Source organism: uncultured Paracoccus sp. (genome assembly GCF_947487305.1).
In the GTDB taxonomy this organism is placed as follows: domain Bacteria; phylum Pseudomonadota; class Alphaproteobacteria; order Rhodobacterales; family Rhodobacteraceae; genus Paracoccus.
The window spans coordinates 83,569-102,799 of the sequence record NZ_CANKWH010000002.1 but is presented as its reverse complement, the minus strand read 5'-3'; the positions used below and the strand labels follow the sequence as shown (position 1 = coordinate 102,799).

The following is a 19,231-nucleotide window of genomic DNA, read 5'->3' as shown; positions in this document are numbered from 1 at the left end:
TCGGTGCTGATCCTTGGCCCCCTTGGCTTTGCGACGCCCTGGATCCTTGCGGCGCTGGCGGTGCTGCCGGTCCTGTGGATCATCCTGCGCGCCATGCCGCCCGCACCGCGTCTGCAGGATTTCCCCGGCGTCGACCTGCTTCTGGGCCTGCGCGACCCGGTGCCGGTGGCGCGGCGCACACCCTGGTGGCTGTTGCTGCTGCGCCTGCTGGCCATGGCGCTGCTGATCATCGCCTTTGCCGGGCCGGTCTGGAAACCGGTGCTGCGCGCCACGGGCGATGGCCCGCTGCTGGTCATCATGGATGCCGGATGGTCTGCTGCGCCGGGCTGGGCCGAGCGTCAGGCGCGGGCCGAGCGTGCGCTTCAGGATGCCGCCGGCGATGGCCGTCCGGCGGCGCTGCTGATGGCGGATGGCCGGCAGACCGGCGCGCTGGCCTTCAGCCCGGCCGCTGAGTTGCAGGCACGGTTGCGTGCGGCGCTGCCCGCCCCGTGGTCGAGCCGCCTGCCCGAAGACCCTGCGGCGACGCTGGCCGACCAGCCCGAGGGAACACTGGACACGCTCTGGATCAGCGACGGGCTCGATCATCCGACCCGAGCGGCATGGCTGGCGGAACTGACCGCGCGCGGATCGGTGACGGTGCTGCCGCCGGTCCAGCCCCTGCGCGCGCTGACCCTGCACGCGGGCGACACGCCCTCGCTGACGCTGCACGGCTTTGACGATGAGGCGCCGGCGATCCTCGCCATCGGTCCCGACCCGCAGGGCACGCCGCGCGAGCTGGCGCGGCTGACCCCGGGCGAGGCGGTGACGGGCGAGGGCGGTGCGATCACGCGTCCCGTCGCCATCGACTTGCCGCCGGAACTGCGCAACCGCATCACCCGCTTCCAGATCGAGGGCCAGACCCATGCCGGTGCGGTGGTGCTGGCCGATGACCGGGTGCGCCGCCACAAGGTCGGGCTGGTGGGCGATGCCGACCGATCGGCCGAGGGGCAGCAACTTCTGTCGCCGCTGCATTACCTGCGCCGCGCGCTGGCGCCGACGACCGATCTGGTCGAGGGCGGGCTTGGCGATGTGCTGGATACCGCGCCGGATGTCATCATCCTCGCCGATCAGCTGCTGCAGGACGAGGTTCCGATGCTGACCGAGTGGGTGGACAAGGGCGGCTTGCTGATCCGCTTTGCCGGACCGCGCATGGCGGCTTACGAAAACCTGCCCGAAGAACCGCTGTTGCCCGTGCGCCTTCGTCCGGGCGGGCGCGATATCGGCGGCGCGCTCAGCTGGGGCGATCCGCGCGGGCTGGCACCTTTTGCCGCCGACGGGCTTTTCTCGGGTCTGACCGCGCCCGAGGAAGTGGCGATCCGGGCGCAACTGATGGCGCAGCCCGCGCCGGAACTGGCCGAGCGCACCATTGCCGCGCTGTCCGACAACACGCCGCTGATCACCCGGTCGGGTCTGGGACAGGGGCAGGTGGTGCTCGTCCATGTGACCGCCAATGCCGACTGGTCGAACCTGCCGCTCTCGGGCCTGTTCGTCGCCATGCTGGACCGGCTGGTCGCCACGGCGCGGACCAGCGACACCGCGAACCAGACGACCGAGGACCGCGAACAGCCCTTCTGGACGCCGGAATCGGTGCTGGACGGGTTTGGAACGGCCGAGGGGCCGGGCGATCTGGCCCCGGTCGCCGCCGAGGATCTGGCCGAGGGTCCGGGGCCGGGCCAGCCCGCCGGCATCTATGCCGCGGGCGAGCGGCGGCAGGCGCTGAATGCCGGGGCGGCGATGGTTCGTGCCGACTGGCCGGGCGCGACGGTCGAAAGCGTCGGCGAGGTGCCGGGGCGTGACCTGACCGGCTGGCTGATCGCGGCGGCGGCGCTGCTTCTGGCGCTCGATGCGCTCGGCTCGGCCCTGCTGGGACGGGGCGGACGGCGGATGGCGGCGGCGGGACTGCTGGCGACGCTGATGATGGCCCTGCCGCAGGACGGTGCGCAGGCGCAGCAGACCCCGCCAACCGACGAGATCGTCAATCCCGAACTGCTGCGCGCCGCCAACGAGGTGGCGCTGGCCTATGTCATCACCGGCGATGCCGAGGTGGACCAGATCTCGGAACAGGGCCTCGAGGGCCTGTCGCGCGCGCTCACCTATCGCAGTTCGGTCGAACCGGGCGAGCCGGTGGGGATCGATCTGGATACCGACGACCTGTCGATGCTGACCTTTCTCTACTGGCCAGTCACCGACAGCCAGCCCTTGCCCTCGGCCATGGCCTATCTGCGGCTGAACCATTTCCTGCGCTCGGGCGGCATGATCCTCTTCGACACGCGCGACGGCGATCTGGCAGGTCTCGGCGGTCCAGATATGAGCGCCACCTTGCAGACCCTCGCCGCGCCCTTGGAGATCCCGCCACTGGCCCCGGTGCCCGAGGATCACGTCCTGACCCGAGCCTTCTACCTGCTCGAGGATTTCCCCGGCCGTTGGTCAGGCCGAACGGTCTGGGTCGAGGCTCCGCCCGCCGGGGCCGAAGCGGCCGAGGGCGTGCCCTTCCGCAACCTGAATGACGGGGTGACGCCGGTGGTCATCGGCGCAAACAGCTGGGCCGAGGCCTGGGCGGTGGACGAGGCGGGGATGCCACGCTTTCCGGTCGGGCGCGGTTACGAGGGCGAGGAACAGCGCGAGATGGCCTTCCGCTTTGGCATCAACCTGATCATGTATGTGCTGACCGGCAATTACAAATCCGACCAGGTGCATGTGCCGGCGCTGCTCGAACGGCTGCGCGCCGAAGAGGTGATGCCGTGACCGCGCTGCGTTTTGACCCGATGCTGCCCCTATGGGCGATCTACGCGCTGGCGGCGCTGGCGCTGCTGATCGCGGGTTTCGCGCTGTGGCGCGGCCTTCGGGGCTGGGCCTGGCGCGGGCTGGCCGGCCTCGCGGCGGCGGCGGCACTGGCCGGGCCGGCGCTGGAGATCGGGGCGCGGGCTGGGCTGTCGGACATCGTGATCCTTCTGGATGACCGCAGCGCCAGCCAGACCCTGCCGGGGCGCGAGGCGCAGACCGATGCAGCGATCGAGGCGCTGACCCGGCAGATCTCGGACCTGCCGAATACCGAGCTGCGCCGGGTGACGGTGGGCGATGATCCCGATGGCAGCCTGATCGGCACCGCGCTGACCCGCGCCATTGCCGCCGAGCCCGACAGCCGCATCGCCGGTATCATCAGCGTGACCGACGGTCAGGCGCATGACCCCTCGATGATCCCGGCGGGCGCTTCCGCGCCGGTCCACACGCTGCTGACCGGCAACCCCGAGGACTGGGACCGCCGCTTGGTGATCGAGGAGGCCCCGGCCTTTGGGCTGGTGGGCGAGGAGGTGCGCATCCGCCTGAGGATCGAGGATCAGGGTGCGGTGCCCGAGCCGATCATCGGCCAGTCGACCAACCTGCGCATCAGTCTCGATGGCGGGCCGGAACAGGTCTATGCGGTGCCGCCCGGCGTGTCGCTGGAACTGCCGGTGACGCCCGACCATGCCGGCCAGAACGTCATCCAGCTGGCTTTCGACCCGCCCGGCGGCGATGGCGCGGGCGAGTTGACCGACCGCAACAATGCCAGCGCCGTGACCATCACCGGCGTCCGCGACCGTCTGCGGGTGCTGCTCATCTCGGGCGAGCCTCATGCCGGCGAGCGGACCTGGCGGAACCTGTTGAAATCCGACGCGGCGGTGGACCTGATCCATTTCACCATCCTGCGTCCGCCCGACAAATCCGATGGCGTGCCGGTCAACCAGCTGTCGCTGATCGCCTTTCCGACGCGCGAGCTGTTTCTGGAACGGATCGACGATTTCGACCTGATCATCTTCGACCGCTATCGGGTGCGGGGCATCCTGCCGCCGGATTATTACCGCAATGTCGCCCGCTATGTCCGCGAGGGCGGCGCGGTGCTGGTCTCGGCGGGGCCGGAAATGGCCAGCGTCGAAAGCCTGAACCTCTCGCCTCTGGGCGAAATCCTGCCCGCGCGCCCCACCGGGCGGATCATCGAACAGCCCTTCCGCCCGCACCTGACCGAGGCCGGTCGCCGCCATCCGGTCACTGCCGGACTGCCCGGCGCACCCGCCGCCGATGGCACCCGCGCGGACAGCGACTGGGGCCGCTGGCTGCGCATGGCCGAGGTCGTGCCCGATCGCGGCGAGGTGGTGATGACCGGCGAGGATGACCAGCCGCTCCTCATCATGGACCGGGTGGACAAGGGCCGGGTGGCTATGCTGACCAGCGATCAGGTCTGGCTCTGGGGGCGCGGCTTCGAGGGTGGTGGGCCACAACTGGAACTGCTGCGCCGCATCGCCCATTGGTCGATGAAGGAACCCGATCTCGAGGAAGAGGCGCTGTTGGCCGACCAGCTTCCCGGCCTTGGGCTGCGCATCACCCGCCGCACCATGGCCGAAACCGCCGGGCCGATCACCCTGACCAGCCCCGATGGCAGCGAGACCAGCGTCGATCTGGCCGAAACCGGGCCGGGCCGCTGGACGGCAGACTGGCAGGCGCCGGGACCGGGGCTTTACCGGCTGAGCGATGGCGAGATCACCCGGGTCATCGTGCTGGGTCCCTCGGCACCGAAGGAATTCGAGGAAACCGTGGCCAGCGACGCGCGGCTTGCGCCCTTGTCCGAGGCAACGGGCGGCGCGGTCATGAACCTCTCGGACGGCATTCCCGACCTGCGCGCGGTCCGCATGGGCCGGCCCGCCAGCGGCGAGGGCGTCACCGGCAGCTGGATCGGCGTCACCCCGCGCGAGGCCGCCACCGTCACCGGCTTGTCGCGCCGCCCGATCCTGCCCGGATGGGCCTGGCTTTTGCTGATCGGCGGGCTGATCCTGACCGGCTGGCTGACCGAGGGGCGGCGCGGCACCGCAAGGTGAGCGCGCGATAAGCTTGCCAAGCCGTCGGCCCGTTGCTAACCCCGTTCGAAACCGCTGAAGGGACAGATCATGGCAGAGGCAACCCGCAACCCCGCCCCCTATACCGAGGCCGATCTTAGCCTCATCAAGCGGATCATCCCGCACCGCTATCCGTTCCTGTTCATCGACAAGGTGCGCGACATCGTGCCCTTTGAAAGCGCGGTGGGCATCAAGAACGTGACCTGCAACGAACCGCATTTCGAGGGCCATTTCCCCGGCCAGCCGATCATGCCCGGCGTGACCATCATCGAGGCGATGGCGCAGACCTCGGCCGTGGTGGTGGGGATCAGCCTCGACGTGATCGACAAGCCGCTGTCGACCTATTTCATGGGCATCGACGCCTGCAAGTTCCGCCGCATGGTGGTGCCGGGCGACGTGCTGGAGCTGCATGTCACGGTGAAGCGTCCGGGCGGCAAGATCTGGAAATTCGAGGGCAAGGCCTTTGTCGAGGGGCAATTGGCCGCGCAGGCCGAGTTCACCGCGATGATGGATCTGAAATCGGATGGCTGACCCTGTCATCCACCCCTCGGCGGTGATCGAGCCGGGGGCGGCGATTGCCGAGGATTGCCAGATCGGACCCTTCTGCGTGGTCGGGCCGCAGGTGCGGCTGGCGCGCGGCGTCACGCTGAAATCGCATGTCGTCGTCACCGGGGAAACCTCGGTCGGCGAGGAGACGGTGATCTTTCCCTTCGCCTGCATCGGCGAGATCCCGCAGGACCTGAAATTCAAGGGCGAGCGCGCCGCGCTGGAAATCGGCGCGCGCAACCGCATCCGCGAATATGTGACGATGAACCCCGGCACCGAGGGCGGCGGCGGGCTGACCCGTGTGGGCGATGACGGCCTCTTCATGGCGGGCAGCCATGTCGCCCATGACTGCCAGATCGGCAACCGGGTGATCCTGGTGAACAATGTCGCCATCGCCGGCCATTGCGTGCTGGAGGATGACGTGATCGTCGGCGGGCTGTCGGGCGTGCATCAATTCGTGCGCATCGGTCGCGGCGCGATGATCGGCGCGGTGACGATGGTCACGGCAGATGTCATTCCCTTCGGGCTGGTGCAGGGGCCGCGCGGTCATCTGGACGGGCTGAACCTCGTCGGGCTGAAGCGTCGTGGCGCCAGCCGGGCCGAGATCGCCGCCTTGCGCGAGATGCTGGGCGATCTGGGCAAGGGCTCGTTCCGCGACACCGCGCGGGCGCGGATCGAGGCAGCGACCGGGATGGAGCGCGAGGTGCTGGATTTCATCCTCGGCCCCTCGGATCGCAGCTTCCTGACGCCCAGGGCGCATGACTGAGCGCAGATGACGAAAACCGCCATCATCGCGGGCGAGGGCGGGCTGGCCCCGGCCATCGCCGCCCATCTGCCCGGCGCACCGGTTTATGCACTCGAGGGCTTTGCCCCGCCGATCCCGGCCGAGACCTTCCGGCTGGAGCGGCTGGTGCCGTTTCTCGATCACCTGCTGGATCAGGGCGTGAGCCGGGTGATCTTTGCCGGCGCGGTCCGCCGCCCGGCGCTGGACCCGGAACAGTTCGATCCCCGCACCGCGCAACTGGTGCCGCGCATCCTGATGGCGATGCAATCGGGCGATGACGCGGCGCTGCGCACGGTACTCGAAATATTCGATGAATCAGGCCTAACTGTCTGCGGAGTTGAAGAAATCGCGCCGGACCTGATCCCGTCCGAGGGCCATCTGACCAGCGCGCCCTCGGCAGCCGATGAACAGGATGTTGCCCGCGCCGCCGAGATCGTCGCGGCGCTGGGGCCGCTGGATCTGGGTCAGGGCTGTGTCGTCGCGCAGGGGCTCTGCATCGCCATCGAGACGCTGCCCGGAACCGCTGCCATGCTGGATTTCGCGGCACGGCACCGCGACCTGCGCGCCAATCCCAAGGGCGGGCGCGGGGTGTTTTACAAGGCGCCGAAGCCGGGGCAGGATCGCCGCATCGACCTGCCGACCATCGGGCCGGATACCGTCGATCAGGCTGCAGCGGCGGGACTTGCCGGGATCGCTTGGGCCGCCGGCAGCGTTATCCTGTTGGACAGGGACGAAACCATCCGCCGCGCCGAAGGGGCGGGGCTGTTCTTGTGGTCGCGCTCTGGTTGAGTGGCGTTCGGGGCGAGACGGTAATAAGCTGTCCTCGTCCCGCAGGACCATTCTTCCCTGCGGCGGGAAAGGCGCATTGGCATGAAACTGTTTCTGATCGCGGGTGAGGTCTCGGGCGACGCGCTTGGCGGCGCGCTGATGGCGGGGCTGAACCAGTTGCAGCCGGGCATCGCCTTTGACGGCATCGGCGGACCGCGGATGCAGGCCGAGGGGCTGGTGAGCCGCTTTCCCATGGATGAGCTGTCGCTGATGGGCATCTGGGAGGTGCTGCCGAAATACCGCCACCTGAAGCGCCGGATCAGCGAAACCGCCCGCGCCGTGGCCGAGTTCGCCCCCGATGCGCTGATCACCATCGACAGCCCGGATTTCTGCCTGCGCGTGGCGCGCGAGGCGCGGGCGCTGAACCCGGATCTGAAGACCATCCATTACGTCGCGCCCTCGGTCTGGGCCTGGCGACCTGGCCGGGCGCTGAAGATGGCCGAGGTGATCGATCACGTGCTGGCGATCCTGCCCTTCGAGCCGCCGCTGATGGAAGCCGCCGGCATGTCCTGCGATTTCGTCGGCCATCCGGTGGTGGCCGAGCCGGTGGCCGGACCGGACGAGGCCAATGCCTTCCTTGCCGCGCACGGGATCAGCGCCGATGCCCCGGTGGTCCTGTGCCTGCCCGGCTCGCGCAAGGGCGAGGTGACGCGGCTTGGCCCGCGTTTCGACGAGGCGCTGATGCGTCTTCGCGACCGGGTGCCCGAGATCCGGGTGGTGATCCCGACGGTGCCGGGCGTTTCGGCGCTGTTGCGCGACATGGTGAAACGTTGGCCCACCGCGCCGATCGTGGTCGAGGACCCCCAGGAGAAACTCGCGGCCTTTGCCGCCGCCGACCTGGCGCTGGCGGCCTCGGGCACGGTCAGCCTGGAACTGGCGGCGAACCGGGTACCGATGGTCGTGGGTTACGACATGGCGCTGCTGAGCCGGCTGATCGTCGGGATGATGCTGAAGACTGATACGGTGACGCTGGTCAACCTGGTCAGCGACACCCGCGCCGTGCCGGAGTTTCTGGGCAGCAACTGCCAGCCCGGCTCGATGGCCGATGCGCTGCTGGCGACGCTCGAGGACATGTCGGCGCGCAAGGCGCAGTTCGAGGCGATGGATCTGACGATGGACCGCCTCGGCAAGGGGGGGGAGGCGCCGGGCCTTCGCGCGGCGCGCTCGGTGCTTCAGGCGATCAGCCGGCCGCGGCCGTCACGATGATCTCGACCTTGTAGTCGGGGGTCGCCAGTTTCGCCTCGCCGGTGGCGCGGGCGGGGGCATTGCCCTGCGGCACCCAGGCGTCCCAGACCGCGTTCATCTCGGCGAAATCGGCCATGTCGGCCAGCCAGATCTGGGCCGAGAGGATGCGGGTCTTGTCGCTGTGGCATTTCTTCAGCAGCGTGTCGATCTGCGCCAGGATGGCGCGGGTCTGGTCAGTCACCGATGCGCCGGCCTGACCCACCTGACCGGCCAGATAGGCCACGCCGTTATAGGTGACGGCCTGGCTCATCCGCTGGCCGGTTTCGATCCGTTTGATGTCGCTCATGTGTGTTAGCCTCCGTTGAACAAGCGCCAGAAAAAGATGGCCGTCATGCCAAAGCCGATGGCGGCGATCAGCGCGCGCAACTGCGGCATCGGAATGCGGCGAGAGACCGGCGCGCCCAGAAGGCCGCCGGCAATGGTGCCAAGGGCCATGATGGCCGCCGGGATCCAGATGACTTTGCCACCGATGGCAAAGATTGCAAAGCTGATGACCGACAGCGCGAAGCTGAGCCAGCATTTCAGCCCGTTCATCTGGTTGAGGTCGGTCAGCCCCCACAGCGAGAACAGCGCCAGCAGGATGATCCCGAGACCGCCGTTGAAATAGCCGCCATAGATCGCCACAGGCAGAAGCGTGCCAAGGCCGAAGGCAGTCACGTCGCGGGCATGTTTCGCGGCAAAGGCGCGGATCGCCGCGCCCTTGAGAAAGATCAGCGTGGCAGCGAGCAGCAGGAACGGCACCAGAAGCGAAAAGGCGGCATTCGAGCTGACCAGCAGCAGCACCGAGCCGATGGCCGAGCCGACGATGGTCCAGCCGGTCAGGCGTTTCAGCTGGTGACGCTCGATCAGCAGGATGTCGCGGCGAAAGCTGATCGCGGCGGCGAGATAGCCGGGCAGGGCGGCGACCGTCGCCGTGGCATTGGCGGCGACCGGCGGGATGCCGGTAAAGACCAGCGCCGGGAAGGTGATGAAGGTGCCGCCACCGGCGACCGCGTTCATGATGCCGCCGATCAGTCCGGCGCAGAACAGAAGAAGTAACTCGGTCATGGGCGCAATCGGCTCTGCGGCAACGGGGACAGGGGGCCGTGTGCGGCCGGTTCGGCCCGTCTTGGCGCAAATTGTCGCGGCTGTCGAGGCCCTGCCGCGCGCGGTGCACTGGGTGAGGTTCAGACAGGGTGACGAACATGTCAGACAACTATTGACAGTATGCCAGACATGATTGTATCCGGGTGACGAGGCGGCCGCGAATCCGTGGCCCGGAAGTCAGACAGGGACGGACAGGAATGATCATCACCGAGGTCGAGGCGCGGATTTTCAAGACCACCACGCGGCGGCATTCCGACAGCGCGGGCCATGCCCATCCGGGTCCGGCGCATCAGGTGCAGCAGGCGATCCTGACCATCCGCACCGAGGACGGGCAGGAGGGTCACAGCTTCACCGCGCCCGAGATCGTCCGCCCGCATGTTCTCGAGAAATTCGTCCGCAAGGTGCTGATCGGACAGGACCACCGCGACCGCGAACGGCTGTGGCAGGACCTGGCGCACTGGCAGCGCGGCTCGGCGGCGCAGCTGACCGACCGGACGCTGGCCGTGGTCGATTGCGCGCTGTGGGATCTGGCCGGGCGCAGCCTGGGCCAGCCGGTCTACAAGTTGATCGGTGCCTATCGCGACAAGGTGCTGGCCTATGGCAGCATCATGTGCGGCGACGAGCTGGAAAACGGCCTTGCCACGCCCGAGGATTACGGCCGCTTTGCCGAAATGCTGGTCAAGCGCGGTTACAAGGGGATCAAGCTGCACACCTGGATGCCGCCGGTCAGCTGGGCGCCCGATGTGCGCATGGACCTGAAGGCTTGCGCCGCCGTGCGCGAGGCGGTCGGTCCCGATATCCGGCTGATGATCGACGCCTTCCACTGGTATTCGCGCAGCGACGCGCTGGCGCTTGGCCGGGGGCTGGAGAAGCTGGGCTTCGACTGGATCGAGGAACCCATGGATGAGCAGAGCATGTCATCCTACAAGTGGCTGGCCGACAACCTGGATATCCCCGTGGTCGGCCCGGAAAGCGCCGCCGGCAAGCATTGGCACAGGGCCGAATGGGTCAAAAATGGCGCTTGCGATATCCTGCGCACCGGCGTGAACGATGTGGGCGGCATCACCCCGGCGCTGAAGACGATGCGCATGGCCGAGGCTTTCGGCATGGAGTGCGAGGTGCATGGCAACACCGCGATGAACTTGCACGTGGTCGCCGCCTCGAAGAACTGCCGCTGGTATGAACGCGGGCTGCTGCATCCCTTCCTCGAATATGACGACGGGTTCGACTATCTGAAATCGCTGTCCGATCCGATGGATGCCGATGGCTATGTCCATGTCCCCGACCGGCCGGGTCTGGGCGAGGACATCGATTTCACCTTCATCGACAACAACCGGGTGGCGTGATGACCCGCGAGGTTCTGGCCTTCGGTGACAGCCTGACCTGGGGCGCGGACCCGGTGACGGGCCTGCGCCATCCCGCCAGCGGGCAATGGCCGCGCGTGCTGGAAGCCGCGCTGCCGGGTGTTCGGGTTCATGCCGATGGCGTCGGCGGGCGCACCACCTGCCGCGATGACGATGCGGGCGCCGCGCCCCGGAACGGAGCCAAGGCGCTGCCGGTGGCGCTGTCGGCGCATATGCCGCTGGATCTGGTGATCCTGATGCTGGGCACCAATGACCTGAAGGCGGTGCATGGCGGCCGGGCCGATGGTGCGCAGGCCGGGATGAAGCGGCTGGCCGAGATCGTCGCCACATTCCCCTATAAGCCGCTCGGCGCGGTGCCGCGCCTGCTGATCGTCGCCCCGCCGCCGACCGGCCCGGGTGCGGCGGGCGGGCGCGACCCCGGCGAGGCGCGGCGGATCGCGCCCCTCTATCGCGCGCTGGCCGAAGAACTTGGCTGCGGCTTCTTCGATGCGGGTGAGGTGGCCTCGGTCAGCCCCGCCGATCAGGTGCATCTGGACGCCGAGGCGACGGCCGCCATTGGCCGGGCGCTGGTGGCGCCGGTGACGGACTTGCTCGCCTGACAGGCGGGCGCAGGACTGCCGCAGGGAAGCTGCGGATGAGATGGCGCGCCGCGCGCCCGTGACGCGGCATAAGGGAGGACCCATGAAACATTTTCTTGCTTCGGTGGCGCTCGGCGCGCTTTTGATCGGGGCGAACCCGCTGGCCGCGCTGGCGGAAACGCCCGAGGATCAGCTGATCGTCGCCACCTCGATGAACAATATCCTGACGCTGGACCCCGCCGCCATCACCGGCCGCGAAACGGTGCAGGTCTTGAACAATGTCTATGACACGCTGGTCATCCTCTCGCCCGAGGATCGCAGCATCCAGCCGCGCCTGGCCGAAAGCTGGGAGGTCGCGCCCGATCGCATGTCGATCCGCTTTACCCTGCGCGAAGGTGCGAAATTCGCCTCGGGCAATCCGGTGACTGCGGCGGATGTGGTCTACAGCTTCAAGCGGCTGATGCAGCTGAACCTTGCGCAGGCGTCTTTCCTCAAGACCCGCGGCTTCACCCCCGAGGCCGCCGATCAGTCGTTCGTGGCCGAGGATGACCGGACCTTCGTGCTGAACCTGCCGCAAGCCGATGACCCCAATCTGGTCCTGATGACGCTGGCGCTGAGCGGCCCCGGCTCGATCCTCGACAGCAAGCTGGTTCAGGAGAACGAGCAGGACGGCGACCAGGGCACGGCCTGGCTGACGCTGAATTCGGCCGGATCGGGTCCCTATGTGCTGACGCAATGGGCCTCGAATGAATACATCATCCTGACCCGGAACGACGCCTATTGGGGCGAGGCGCCGGCGATGACCCGGGTGATGATGCGCCACCTGCCGGAATCGCAGTCGCAGCGGCTGATGCTGGAACAGGGCGATATCGACGTGGCCTATTCCATGCAGGCCCCCGACCTGACCGCGCTGGCCGGGAACGAGGCGCTGAAGGTCGAGTCGACCCCCGGTGCGGGTTTCTATTACCTCGCCGTGTCGATGAAGGATGAGCGTCTGGCCAATCCCAAGGTGCGCGAGGCACTGCGTTACCTGATCGATTATGACGGGCTCGACAAGGCGGTGATGCCCTTCTACGGCAAGAAGCACCAGCGTCCGCTGTCGACCGGGGTGATGGGGCTCTTGCCCGATCCGGGCTACACGCTGGACGTGGAGAAGGCCAAGGCGCTCTTGGCGGAAGCCGGCTTTCCCGACGGGTTCAAGACCACGCTGCGCGTGCTGTCGGAAGACCCGTTCATGAAGGCGGCGACGGCGATCCAGAACACGCTGGCGCAGGCCGGGATCGAGGCGGAGCTGATCACCGGCTCGGGCGACCAGATCTATGGCGCGATGCGCGAGCGGAATTTCGAACTGATCGTCGGTCGCGGCGGTGGCGGCCAGCAGCCGCACCCGGACAGCAACCTGCGCTCGATGGCCTATAACCCCGATAACAGCGACGAGGCCAAGCTGACCAACTACCAGGGCTGGCGCACCAGCTTCTATGATGCCGACCTGAACAAGATGATCGAGGAGGCGCTGCTGGTGCAGGACCCGGCGGCGCAGGCCAAGGCCTATGAGGACATCCAGACCCATATGGAAACCGCGGTCATGTCGATCCAGCCCTTCTCCGAGGTGATCGATACCGCCGCCTACCAGGCCGATATCTCGGGCATGATCGTCTCGCCCTGGGTCTCGCGGTTCGAAGGAGTCACCAAGGAGCGGTGACAGGGACCAAAATTTCCTCCCGGAGGCGGGCGCATCGCAGGATGCGCCCGTTTTGGTTTGTGTAACAGAGGGGCAGCGCCGGCCCGTGGGGTGGCATCGCGGCGGTTCGCCGGCGTGGTTTATGGTGCCAAGCCCCTCGTCTGCCAGAGCTCGGGACTGACGCACCAAAGCGCCGACCCGGGGGACGGGCCGGCGCTGGCCCGGGCGGGCTTCGCCCTTGTTCCCGGGCAGGGTGCGACGGCGATCTGCAGTGTCGCAACGAGAAAGGCCGCACCTCTCGGCGCGGCCCTTGCTGCTGTGCTTGGGGCGATGCCCTACATCAGCCCCTCATATTCCAGCGAGGCCCCGATCAGTTCGCGCGCATAGGGATGGCTCGCGCCGTTGCCGGGGATTGCCTCGCGCGGCAGGATCTCGGTGATCTCGCCATGCAGCATGACGGCGAAGCGGTCGCACATATGGTCAACCACCGCCAGATCATGCGTCACCATGATATAGGTGAAGCCACGCTCCTCGCGCAGCCGCGCCAAGAGGTTCAGGATCTCGGCCTGAACCGAGACATCCAGTGCCGAGGTCGGCTCGTCCAGCAGCAGCACCGAGGGCTCGAGGATCAGCGCGCGGGCAATGGCGACGCGCTGGCGCTGGCCGCCGGACAGCTGGTGCGGAAAGCGGTCGAGGAAATCGACCGGCAGACCGACATCGACCATCGCTGCGCGCATCCGCGCCTCGCGCTCACCGATGCCGTGGATGCGCAGGGGTTCCGACAGCACGGTGCGCACCGACTGGCGGGGATGCAGGCTGCCATAGGGATCCTGGAACACCATCTGCAATTGCCGGCAACGCTGCTGCTGCGGCAGATCGCGGACGCTTTGGCCGTCGATCCGCACCTCGCCCTGCCAGAAATCGGTCAGCATCGAGACGCAGCGCAGCACCGTGGACTTGCCCGAGCCGCTTTCGCCCACAAGGCCAAAGCACTCGCCCGGCGCGACCGAGAAGGTGACGCCCGGCAGAACCTTCACGGCGGACGGGCCGACCCCAAAGGTGATCGACAGGTCCTTGATCTCGACGGATTTGGTCACAGCACGGCCTCCTCTTTCCATTCAGGGCGACGGTCCAGCACGGCCAGCGGTTGACGGCCGCCGCCGATGCGCGGCTGCGCGGCCAGAAGGCCGCGGGTATAGGGATGCTGGGCGCGGTCCATCTCGGCCGCGTTCAGCGTTTCGACCACCCGACCCGCATACATGATCAGCACCCGGTCACAGAAATTTCGCACCAGGTTCAGGTCATGGCTGATCATGATCAGCCCGATGCCGCGATCGCGCACCAGCCCGTCGAGGATGTTCAAGACCTGCAGGCGCACGGTGACGTCCAGCGCGCTGGTCGGCTCGTCGGCGATGACCAGATCGGGGTCCGCCAGCAGCATCATGGCGATCATCACCCGCTGGCCCATGCCACCCGAGATCTTGTGCGGGTAAAGGTCATGCACCCGCTCGGGGTCGCGGATCTTCACCGCCTCCAGCATCTCCAGCGTCTTGGCCTTGGCGACGGCCCGTGAGGCGGGGAAATGCCGCAGATAGGTCTCGGCCACCTGATCGCCGACCCGGTGGATCGGGTTCAGCGAGAATTTCGGGTCCTGCAGGATCATCGACATGCGCCGGCCGCGGATCTTCAGCATCTCGGCCTCGCTCTGGGCCAGAAGGTCCAGATCCTCGAAGCGGATGCGGTCGGCGCTGATCTTTGCGCCGGGCAGCAGCTTCAGCAGTGCCCGGCCCACGGTCGACTTGCCCGAGCCGCTTTCGCCGACGATGCCAAGGCGCTCGCGGCCAAGGGTGAAGCTCACCCCGCGCACGGCATCCACCGGGGAACCGGCATAGCGGATGGCAAGGTTCTGCACGTCAAGGATGGGGTCCATGGCTTACCTCCGGTTCATCTGCTTCGGGTCAAGGGCGTCGCGCAAACCATCACCCAACAAGTTGAAGGCAAGGCTGACGGTCAGGATGGCGAGGCCGGGGAACGTGACCAGCCACCAGCTGTCGATCATGTAGCGCCGGCCGGTGGCGATCATCGCACCCCATTCCGGCAATGGCGGCTGCGCGCCAAGGCCCAGGAAGCCGAGGCCCGCGGCGGTCAGGATGACCGTGGCCATGTTCAGCGTCAGACGGATCATCACCGAGGGCAGGCACATCGGCACGATGGATTTCAGGATGATCCGCATGGGCGAGGCGCCCTGCAACCGCGCGGCGGCGATGTAATCGGCCTTGCGGAAGGTCATGGTCTCGGCCCGCGCCAGCCGCGCGATCGGCGGCCAAGAGGTCAGGCCGATGGCGATGATGGCATTGTTGAGGCTGGGACCAAGCGCGGCGACAAAGGCCAGCGACAGGATCAGCGAGGGGAAGGACAGGAAGATGTCGGTGATACGCATCATCACCGTGTCGAAGCGCCCGCCGAAATAGCCCGACGTAGTGCCGACGAGAAGGCCAAGCGGCCCGACGACGATGGTCACGAGGAAGATGATCGTCAGGGTGATCCGCGCGCCCCAGACCAGCCGGCTGAAGATGTCGCGGCCGAGCTCATCCGTGCCGAAGAGATGGCCGTTCCCCGGCGCCTGAAGCACGTTGTTCAGGTCCTGCACATAGGGATCGTGCGTGGCGATCAGCGGCGCGAAGATCGCCGTCAGGATCAGCACCGCCAGCACGATCAACCCGAAGGCCGAGGTTGGCTGGCGGATCAGGAAGGTCAGGATGTTGCGCAGCGCCAGCAGAGGGCCGGGGATGCGGCGGGTCGGCAGGGGAAGATCGGTCATTTCGTCCTCGGGTCAAAGACACGGTAGAGAAGGTCCGAAAGCAGGTTCAGGGCGATGAAGATGACGCCGACGATCAGCACGCAGGTCATCACCGCGTTCATGTCGCCGATGATCAGGTTGTTGGTCAGATACTGACCGAAGCCGGGCCAGCCAAAGACCGTCTCGATCAGCACCGCGCCTTCCAGGAGCCCGCCATAGGCCAGCGCCACGATGGTCACGAGCTGCACCTTGATATTGCCGAAGGCGTGGTGCCAGATCGTCTGCCGCTTCGACAGGCCCTTCACCCGCGCCGTGGTCATGTATTCCTGACCCAGCTGGTCCAGCATGAAGCTGCGGGTCATCCGGGTGATATAGGCCGAAGAGGAATAGCCCAGCAGCGCGGCGGGCAGGATCAGGTGGTTGATCGCCGACCAGAACACGTCCATCTGCCCGGCCAAGAGGCTGTCGATCAGCAGGAAGCCGGTGCGGTCGGGGACCATGCCGATGTAGAACTGGCTCATCCGCCCCGAACCGCCGACCCAGCCCAGCTTGGCATAGAAGATGATCAGCGCGATCATCCCGGTCCAGAAGATCGGCATGGAATGACCGAAAAGGCTGAAGACCCGCACGACATGATCCGGCCAGCGGTCCTTGTTCACCGCCGCGATGACGCCCAGGGGCACACCCAGACCGGCACCGATCAGGATGGCCAGCGTGGCGAGTTCAATGGTCGCGGGCATCACGTGCAGGATGTCGTTGATCACCGGCTGGCCGGTGCGGATCGAGGTGCCGAAATCGCCGCTGAACACGTCGCCCAGGTAACGCAGGAACTGTTCCCAGACCGGCCGGTCAAGGCCAAGCTGGTTGAAGACCTGCTCATAGGTCTCGCGCGAGGCATCCTCGCCGACAATGGCGCGGACCGGATCGGCCGGCATCATCCGGCCGATGATGAAGGTCAGCAGCAAGAGGCCAAGCAGGGTGATCGCGATGGTGGTCGCTTGACCCAGAACGCTGCGCAGGCGGGGATATTCGGTCAGCACGGGTTCCTCCCTTCGCCGCAACCTGGCGGCGGAAACGAATCTGACAGGCTTGCCATCATGTCTGACAAGTTATGACATGTCTGTCAAGTCACCTGCGAGGCGGCGGCTAGAGAAAATCGTCCCGGCGCGGGGTGAAGCAGTCGATCAGCTCGCCGGCCTCCAGGCATTCGCAGCCATGTTCGACATTCCCGGCCATGACCAGGCTGTCGCCGGCCTTGATTTCATGCGCGACGCCATCGCGGAAAAAGCGAAAGCGTCCGCTGGCCACATAGGTCGATTGCACATGCGGATGCCGGTGCAGCGCGCCGGTTGCGCCGGTGTCGAAGCGGAAGGAGACGACCATCAGATCCGGGTTCTCAGACAGAACCTGACGGGCGACGCCTTCTGACGGGTGATGGACGGGATACTGGGGCAGGGGCATCAGACTCTCCGATTACTGGGGCGTGCCATCGGATATATCAGACCAAGTTATATGACAAGTATCTGATCACGCCTCGGCGCTGCTTTGCCGATGGCGCAGCAACAGCTTGTAGCGTTCCAGACTGCCGCGCAGATGCTGCCGCATCCGGTCGCGCGCCGCCTCGGCATCGGCCTCCATGATCGCATCGACGATGACGCCATGCTCCTCTTGCAGCGCCTGGTTATAGTCCTTGGGCCGCGCCCCCGGCTGCGCGCCTTGCAGATCGCCGCGCGAGATGATGCCGCCACGGATCAGCTGCAGGAATTCGGGAAAGCGCCGGTTCTGCGTGGCCTCGGAGATGGCGAGGTGAAAGGCGAAATCGGCGTCGCGGGTTGGCTGATCCGCCAGCAGGCAATCGCCCACCGCACGATGCGCGTCCAGAATGGCTTCAAGCTGCGCGGGCGAGCGGCGCGCGGCAGCCAAGGCTGCGGCTTCGATCTCGCAGGCGGTACGCAGTTCCAGCAGCTCGATGACCGAGGAAATCCGCGCCGTCGCCAGATCGTCAAAGGGGCGCGCGGGGCGGTTGCTGAGATCCAGTACGAAGACCCCCGCCCCCTTGCGGGCCTCGACAAGCCCGTCGGCACGCAGGCCGGCAATGGCCTCGCGCACCACGGTGCGGCTGACCGAATGGATGCGCGTCAACTCGTTCTCGCTCGGCAGCTTGTCGCCCGGCTGGAACTGGCCGGCCTCGATCTCGCGGCGCAGCCCGTCGGCGATCTGCTCGGCCAGCGAGGCGGGGGCGGGCATCAGGTGGGACAGCGTGCTCATCATGGCCTCGCGGGAATGTCTGACAGGTTGGCATCATGTCCGAGTGGTAGCGCGGCGCCGGGCGTCGCGCAAGCCTTCAGGCCAGTGCGGTCTGCAGCCAGTCGAAGGCCGCAGCTTGTCGGTCGGGCAGGAAACTGTGGCCGGTTTCGGGGCGATGCAGCGACAGGTGCTCTGCCGCGCCCCATGCCGTCCAGACGCTGCGCAACGTCTGAAAGGCCGGATCGACGGCGGCGTCGGGGAACAGGTGATCGCCCCGCCCGACCTCGACCCAGAGCGGTTTCGGCGCGGCCAGTGCGGCGATGTCCGGCAGGTCCAGATGGCGCATCAGCACCGGATGGGTCATCCAGAAGGCGGATTGTCCGCGGGCCTGGTTGTTGCCGGGAACCATCAAGCCGGGCAGGCTCGCCATCCATGAGATCGATACAGCGGCGCGCACCTGCGGCGACAGTGCGGCCACCTGCCAACTGCGAAAGCCGCCAAGCGAAAACCCGACCGCCGCGATCCGGCCTGAATCGACTCCCGGCAGTTGCGCCAGCACCTCGGCCGCCCGCGCATCCTCCCAGGCCATCAGTCCGGCCGGGCTGGTCCCGATCGCCATCAGGTTCGCTGCCAGCGCCTGCTGCGCCTCGTAACCATTGCCGGGCCTTGCGCCCCAGCCCGGCGCATCCACCGCCAGCACCGCAAAGCCGCGCCGCGCCAACTCGTCGCCCGGAACTTGCCCGCCGAAGAAGCGACCCGCCCAAGCCGCGACCCGTGGGGCAGTGGCACCGGGCGGGGTCAGGCATTTCTCCTTGCCGATGCCAAATTCCGAGCCGTGATCGTGCAGCATCAGCACGGCCGGGCAGGGGGCTGAGGTCTTGGGGCGCAGGAACAGGGCCGGGGCATCCCATCCCTCGGCCAGATGCAGGGTCAGTGATTGCAGCAGATGGGGCCCGAGATGCTCTTCGGCCTCGACGGTCCAAGACGGCGCAGACACGGGCAGATCAGGCAGCGCCAGATCGCGCATCAGCGCCAGCCCGTTCTTGCGCCACGCCTTGGGGTCCAGCCCCTCGCGCCAGCCATCCGAAAACCCGCGCTGCGCCGCGAGGGCGATCAGCGCGGGGATGCAATTGTCCTCGGTGATCTGGCGAGGCCCGGTCATTGC

18 protein-coding genes are annotated in these 19,231 nt (G+C 67.3%); 9 read left to right on the top strand and 9 right to left on the bottom strand.

Annotation, left to right across the window (positions count from 1 at the left end):
• Positions 1 to 3 precede the first annotated feature (3 nt).
• The 6 genes from Q1A36_RS03085 to lpxB all read left to right on the top strand — a co-directional run bounded on the left by Q1A36_RS03085 (position 4) and on the right by lpxB (position 8,271).
• The gene (locus tag Q1A36_RS03085) at positions 4 to 2,784 is read left to right on the top strand and encodes a DUF4159 domain-containing protein (RefSeq protein WP_299839618.1); all 2,781 of its coding nucleotides are present in this window, start codon (positions 4 to 6) and stop codon (positions 2,782 to 2,784) included.
• On the top strand, positions 2,781 to 4,889 hold the full coding sequence (locus Q1A36_RS03080) for a hypothetical protein (RefSeq protein WP_299839615.1): 2,109 nt from the start codon (positions 2,781 to 2,783) through the stop codon (positions 4,887 to 4,889). Before Q1A36_RS03085 ends, Q1A36_RS03080 begins: the two co-directional genes overlap by 4 nt.
• Before the next feature lie 69 nt (positions 4,890 to 4,958).
• Complete coding sequence (gene fabZ / locus Q1A36_RS03075) at positions 4,959 to 5,438, top strand: 3-hydroxyacyl-ACP dehydratase FabZ (protein WP_299839612.1); 480 nt, start codon at positions 4,959 to 4,961, stop codon at positions 5,436 to 5,438.
• Positions 5,431 to 6,219, top strand: a complete 789-nt coding sequence (lpxA, locus tag Q1A36_RS03070; protein ID WP_299839609.1) for an acyl-ACP--UDP-N-acetylglucosamine O-acyltransferase — start codon at positions 5,431 to 5,433, stop codon at positions 6,217 to 6,219. Before fabZ ends, lpxA begins: the two co-directional genes overlap by 8 nt.
• Before the next feature lie 6 nt (positions 6,220 to 6,225).
• Entirely contained in the window at positions 6,226 to 7,026 is an 801-nt protein-coding gene (gene lpxI, locus Q1A36_RS03065; protein WP_299839606.1) for a UDP-2,3-diacylglucosamine diphosphatase LpxI, read from the top strand.
• 81 nt (positions 7,027 to 7,107) lie between these two features.
• Positions 7,108 to 8,271, top strand: coding sequence for a lipid-A-disaccharide synthase (gene lpxB, locus Q1A36_RS03060; protein WP_299839603.1), 1,164 nt, complete (start codon positions 7,108 to 7,110; stop codon positions 8,269 to 8,271).
• On the opposite strand, the gene Q1A36_RS03055 is transcribed toward lpxB, so the two are convergent.
• Together Q1A36_RS03055 and Q1A36_RS03050 are read right to left on the bottom strand one after the other, a co-directional pair.
• Positions 8,246 to 8,596 (bottom strand): RidA family protein, encoded by a 351-nt coding sequence (locus Q1A36_RS03055; protein ID WP_101751692.1) that lies wholly within the window; start codon positions 8,594 to 8,596, stop codon positions 8,246 to 8,248. The genes lpxB and Q1A36_RS03055 overlap by 26 nt on opposite strands.
• A gap of 5 nt (positions 8,597 to 8,601) precedes the next feature.
• Complete coding sequence (locus tag Q1A36_RS03050) at positions 8,602 to 9,357, bottom strand: sulfite exporter TauE/SafE family protein (RefSeq protein WP_299839599.1); 756 nt, start codon at positions 9,355 to 9,357, stop codon at positions 8,602 to 8,604.
• Between the two features lie 236 nt (positions 9,358 to 9,593).
• On the opposite strand from Q1A36_RS03050, the gene Q1A36_RS03045 reads away from it, so the two are divergent.
• From Q1A36_RS03045 to Q1A36_RS03035, 3 genes are all read left to right on the top strand, one after another.
• Positions 9,594 to 10,742, top strand: coding sequence for a mandelate racemase family protein (locus Q1A36_RS03045; protein ID WP_299839596.1), 1,149 nt, complete (start codon positions 9,594 to 9,596; stop codon positions 10,740 to 10,742).
• Positions 10,742 to 11,359 carry an SGNH/GDSL hydrolase family protein gene (locus tag Q1A36_RS03040; protein ID WP_299839593.1) on the top strand — a complete coding sequence of 206 codons (618 nt, stop codon included), beginning with the start codon at positions 10,742 to 10,744 and terminating at the stop codon, positions 11,357 to 11,359. Before Q1A36_RS03045 ends, Q1A36_RS03040 begins: the two co-directional genes overlap by 1 nt.
• A gap of 82 nt (positions 11,360 to 11,441) precedes the next feature.
• Complete coding sequence (locus Q1A36_RS03035; RefSeq protein WP_299839590.1) at positions 11,442 to 13,040, top strand: ABC transporter substrate-binding protein; 1,599 nt, start codon at positions 11,442 to 11,444, stop codon at positions 13,038 to 13,040.
• 314 nt (positions 13,041 to 13,354) lie between these two features.
• On the opposite strand, the gene Q1A36_RS03030 is transcribed toward Q1A36_RS03035, so the two are convergent.
• The 7 genes from Q1A36_RS03030 to Q1A36_RS03000 all read right to left on the bottom strand — a co-directional run bounded on the left by Q1A36_RS03030 (position 13,355) and on the right by Q1A36_RS03000 (position 19,228).
• A complete protein-coding gene (locus tag Q1A36_RS03030; protein WP_299839586.1) occupies positions 13,355 to 14,116 on the bottom strand; it encodes an ABC transporter ATP-binding protein in 762 nt (253 codons plus the stop codon).
• Positions 14,113 to 14,949: an ABC transporter ATP-binding protein gene (locus Q1A36_RS03025; protein WP_299839583.1), complete on the bottom strand. Its 837-nt coding sequence runs from the start codon at positions 14,947 to 14,949 to the stop codon at positions 14,113 to 14,115. The genes Q1A36_RS03030 and Q1A36_RS03025 overlap by 4 nt, the downstream gene beginning before the upstream one ends.
• A 3-nt stretch (positions 14,950 to 14,952) precedes the next feature.
• The gene (locus Q1A36_RS03020; RefSeq protein ID WP_299839580.1) at positions 14,953 to 15,840 is read right to left on the bottom strand and encodes an ABC transporter permease; all 888 of its coding nucleotides are present in this window, start codon (positions 15,838 to 15,840) and stop codon (positions 14,953 to 14,955) included.
• Positions 15,837 to 16,859, bottom strand: a complete 1,023-nt coding sequence (locus Q1A36_RS03015) for an ABC transporter permease (RefSeq protein ID WP_299839577.1) — start codon at positions 16,857 to 16,859, stop codon at positions 15,837 to 15,839. Before Q1A36_RS03015 ends, Q1A36_RS03020 begins: the two co-directional genes overlap by 4 nt.
• Before the next feature lie 106 nt (positions 16,860 to 16,965).
• A complete protein-coding gene (locus Q1A36_RS03010; RefSeq protein WP_299839574.1) occupies positions 16,966 to 17,280 on the bottom strand; it encodes a cupin domain-containing protein in 315 nt (104 codons plus the stop codon).
• 66 nt (positions 17,281 to 17,346) lie between these two features.
• The gene (locus Q1A36_RS03005; protein ID WP_299839571.1) at positions 17,347 to 18,087 is read right to left on the bottom strand and encodes a FadR/GntR family transcriptional regulator; all 741 of its coding nucleotides are present in this window, start codon (positions 18,085 to 18,087) and stop codon (positions 17,347 to 17,349) included.
• A 76-nt stretch (positions 18,088 to 18,163) separates the two neighbouring features.
• A complete protein-coding gene (locus tag Q1A36_RS03000) occupies positions 18,164 to 19,228 on the bottom strand; it encodes a dienelactone hydrolase family protein (RefSeq protein ID WP_299839568.1) in 1,065 nt (354 codons plus the stop codon).
• Between the last annotated feature and the right edge of the window lie 3 nt (positions 19,229 to 19,231).

Bases quoted from the DNA above. Each gene is read 5' to 3' on its own strand.
- fabZ (WP_299839612.1), top strand. From the start codon at position 4,959: ATGGCAGAGGCAACCCGCAACCCCGCCCCCTATACCGAGGCCGATCTT.
- lpxA (WP_299839609.1), top strand. From the start codon at position 5,431: ATGGCTGACCCTGTCATCCACCCCTCGGCGGTGATCGAGCCGGGGGCG.
- lpxI (WP_299839606.1), top strand. From the start codon at position 6,226: ATGACGAAAACCGCCATCATCGCGGGCGAGGGCGGGCTGGCCCCGGCC.
- lpxB (WP_299839603.1), top strand. From the start codon at position 7,108: ATGAAACTGTTTCTGATCGCGGGTGAGGTCTCGGGCGACGCGCTTGGC.
- Q1A36_RS03055 (WP_101751692.1), bottom strand. From the start codon at position 8,596: ATGAGCGACATCAAACGGATCGAAACCGGCCAGCGGATGAGCCAGGCC.
- Q1A36_RS03050 (WP_299839599.1), bottom strand. From the start codon at position 9,357: ATGACCGAGTTACTTCTTCTGTTCTGCGCCGGACTGATCGGCGGCATC.
- Q1A36_RS03045 (WP_299839596.1), top strand. From the start codon at position 9,594: ATGATCATCACCGAGGTCGAGGCGCGGATTTTCAAGACCACCACGCGG.
- Q1A36_RS03040 (WP_299839593.1), top strand. From the start codon at position 10,742: ATGACCCGCGAGGTTCTGGCCTTCGGTGACAGCCTGACCTGGGGCGCG.
- Q1A36_RS03035 (WP_299839590.1), top strand. From the start codon at position 11,442: ATGAAACATTTTCTTGCTTCGGTGGCGCTCGGCGCGCTTTTGATCGGG.
- Q1A36_RS03025 (WP_299839583.1), bottom strand. From the start codon at position 14,949: ATGGACCCCATCCTTGACGTGCAGAACCTTGCCATCCGCTATGCCGGT.
- Q1A36_RS03020 (WP_299839580.1), bottom strand. From the start codon at position 15,840: ATGACCGATCTTCCCCTGCCGACCCGCCGCATCCCCGGCCCTCTGCTG.
- Q1A36_RS03010 (WP_299839574.1), bottom strand. From the start codon at position 17,280: ATGCCCCTGCCCCAGTATCCCGTCCATCACCCGTCAGAAGGCGTCGCC.
- Q1A36_RS03005 (WP_299839571.1), bottom strand. From the start codon at position 18,087: ATGAGCACGCTGTCCCACCTGATGCCCGCCCCCGCCTCGCTGGCCGAG.
- Q1A36_RS03000 (WP_299839568.1), bottom strand. From the start codon at position 19,228: ATGACCGGGCCTCGCCAGATCACCGAGGACAATTGCATCCCCGCGCTG.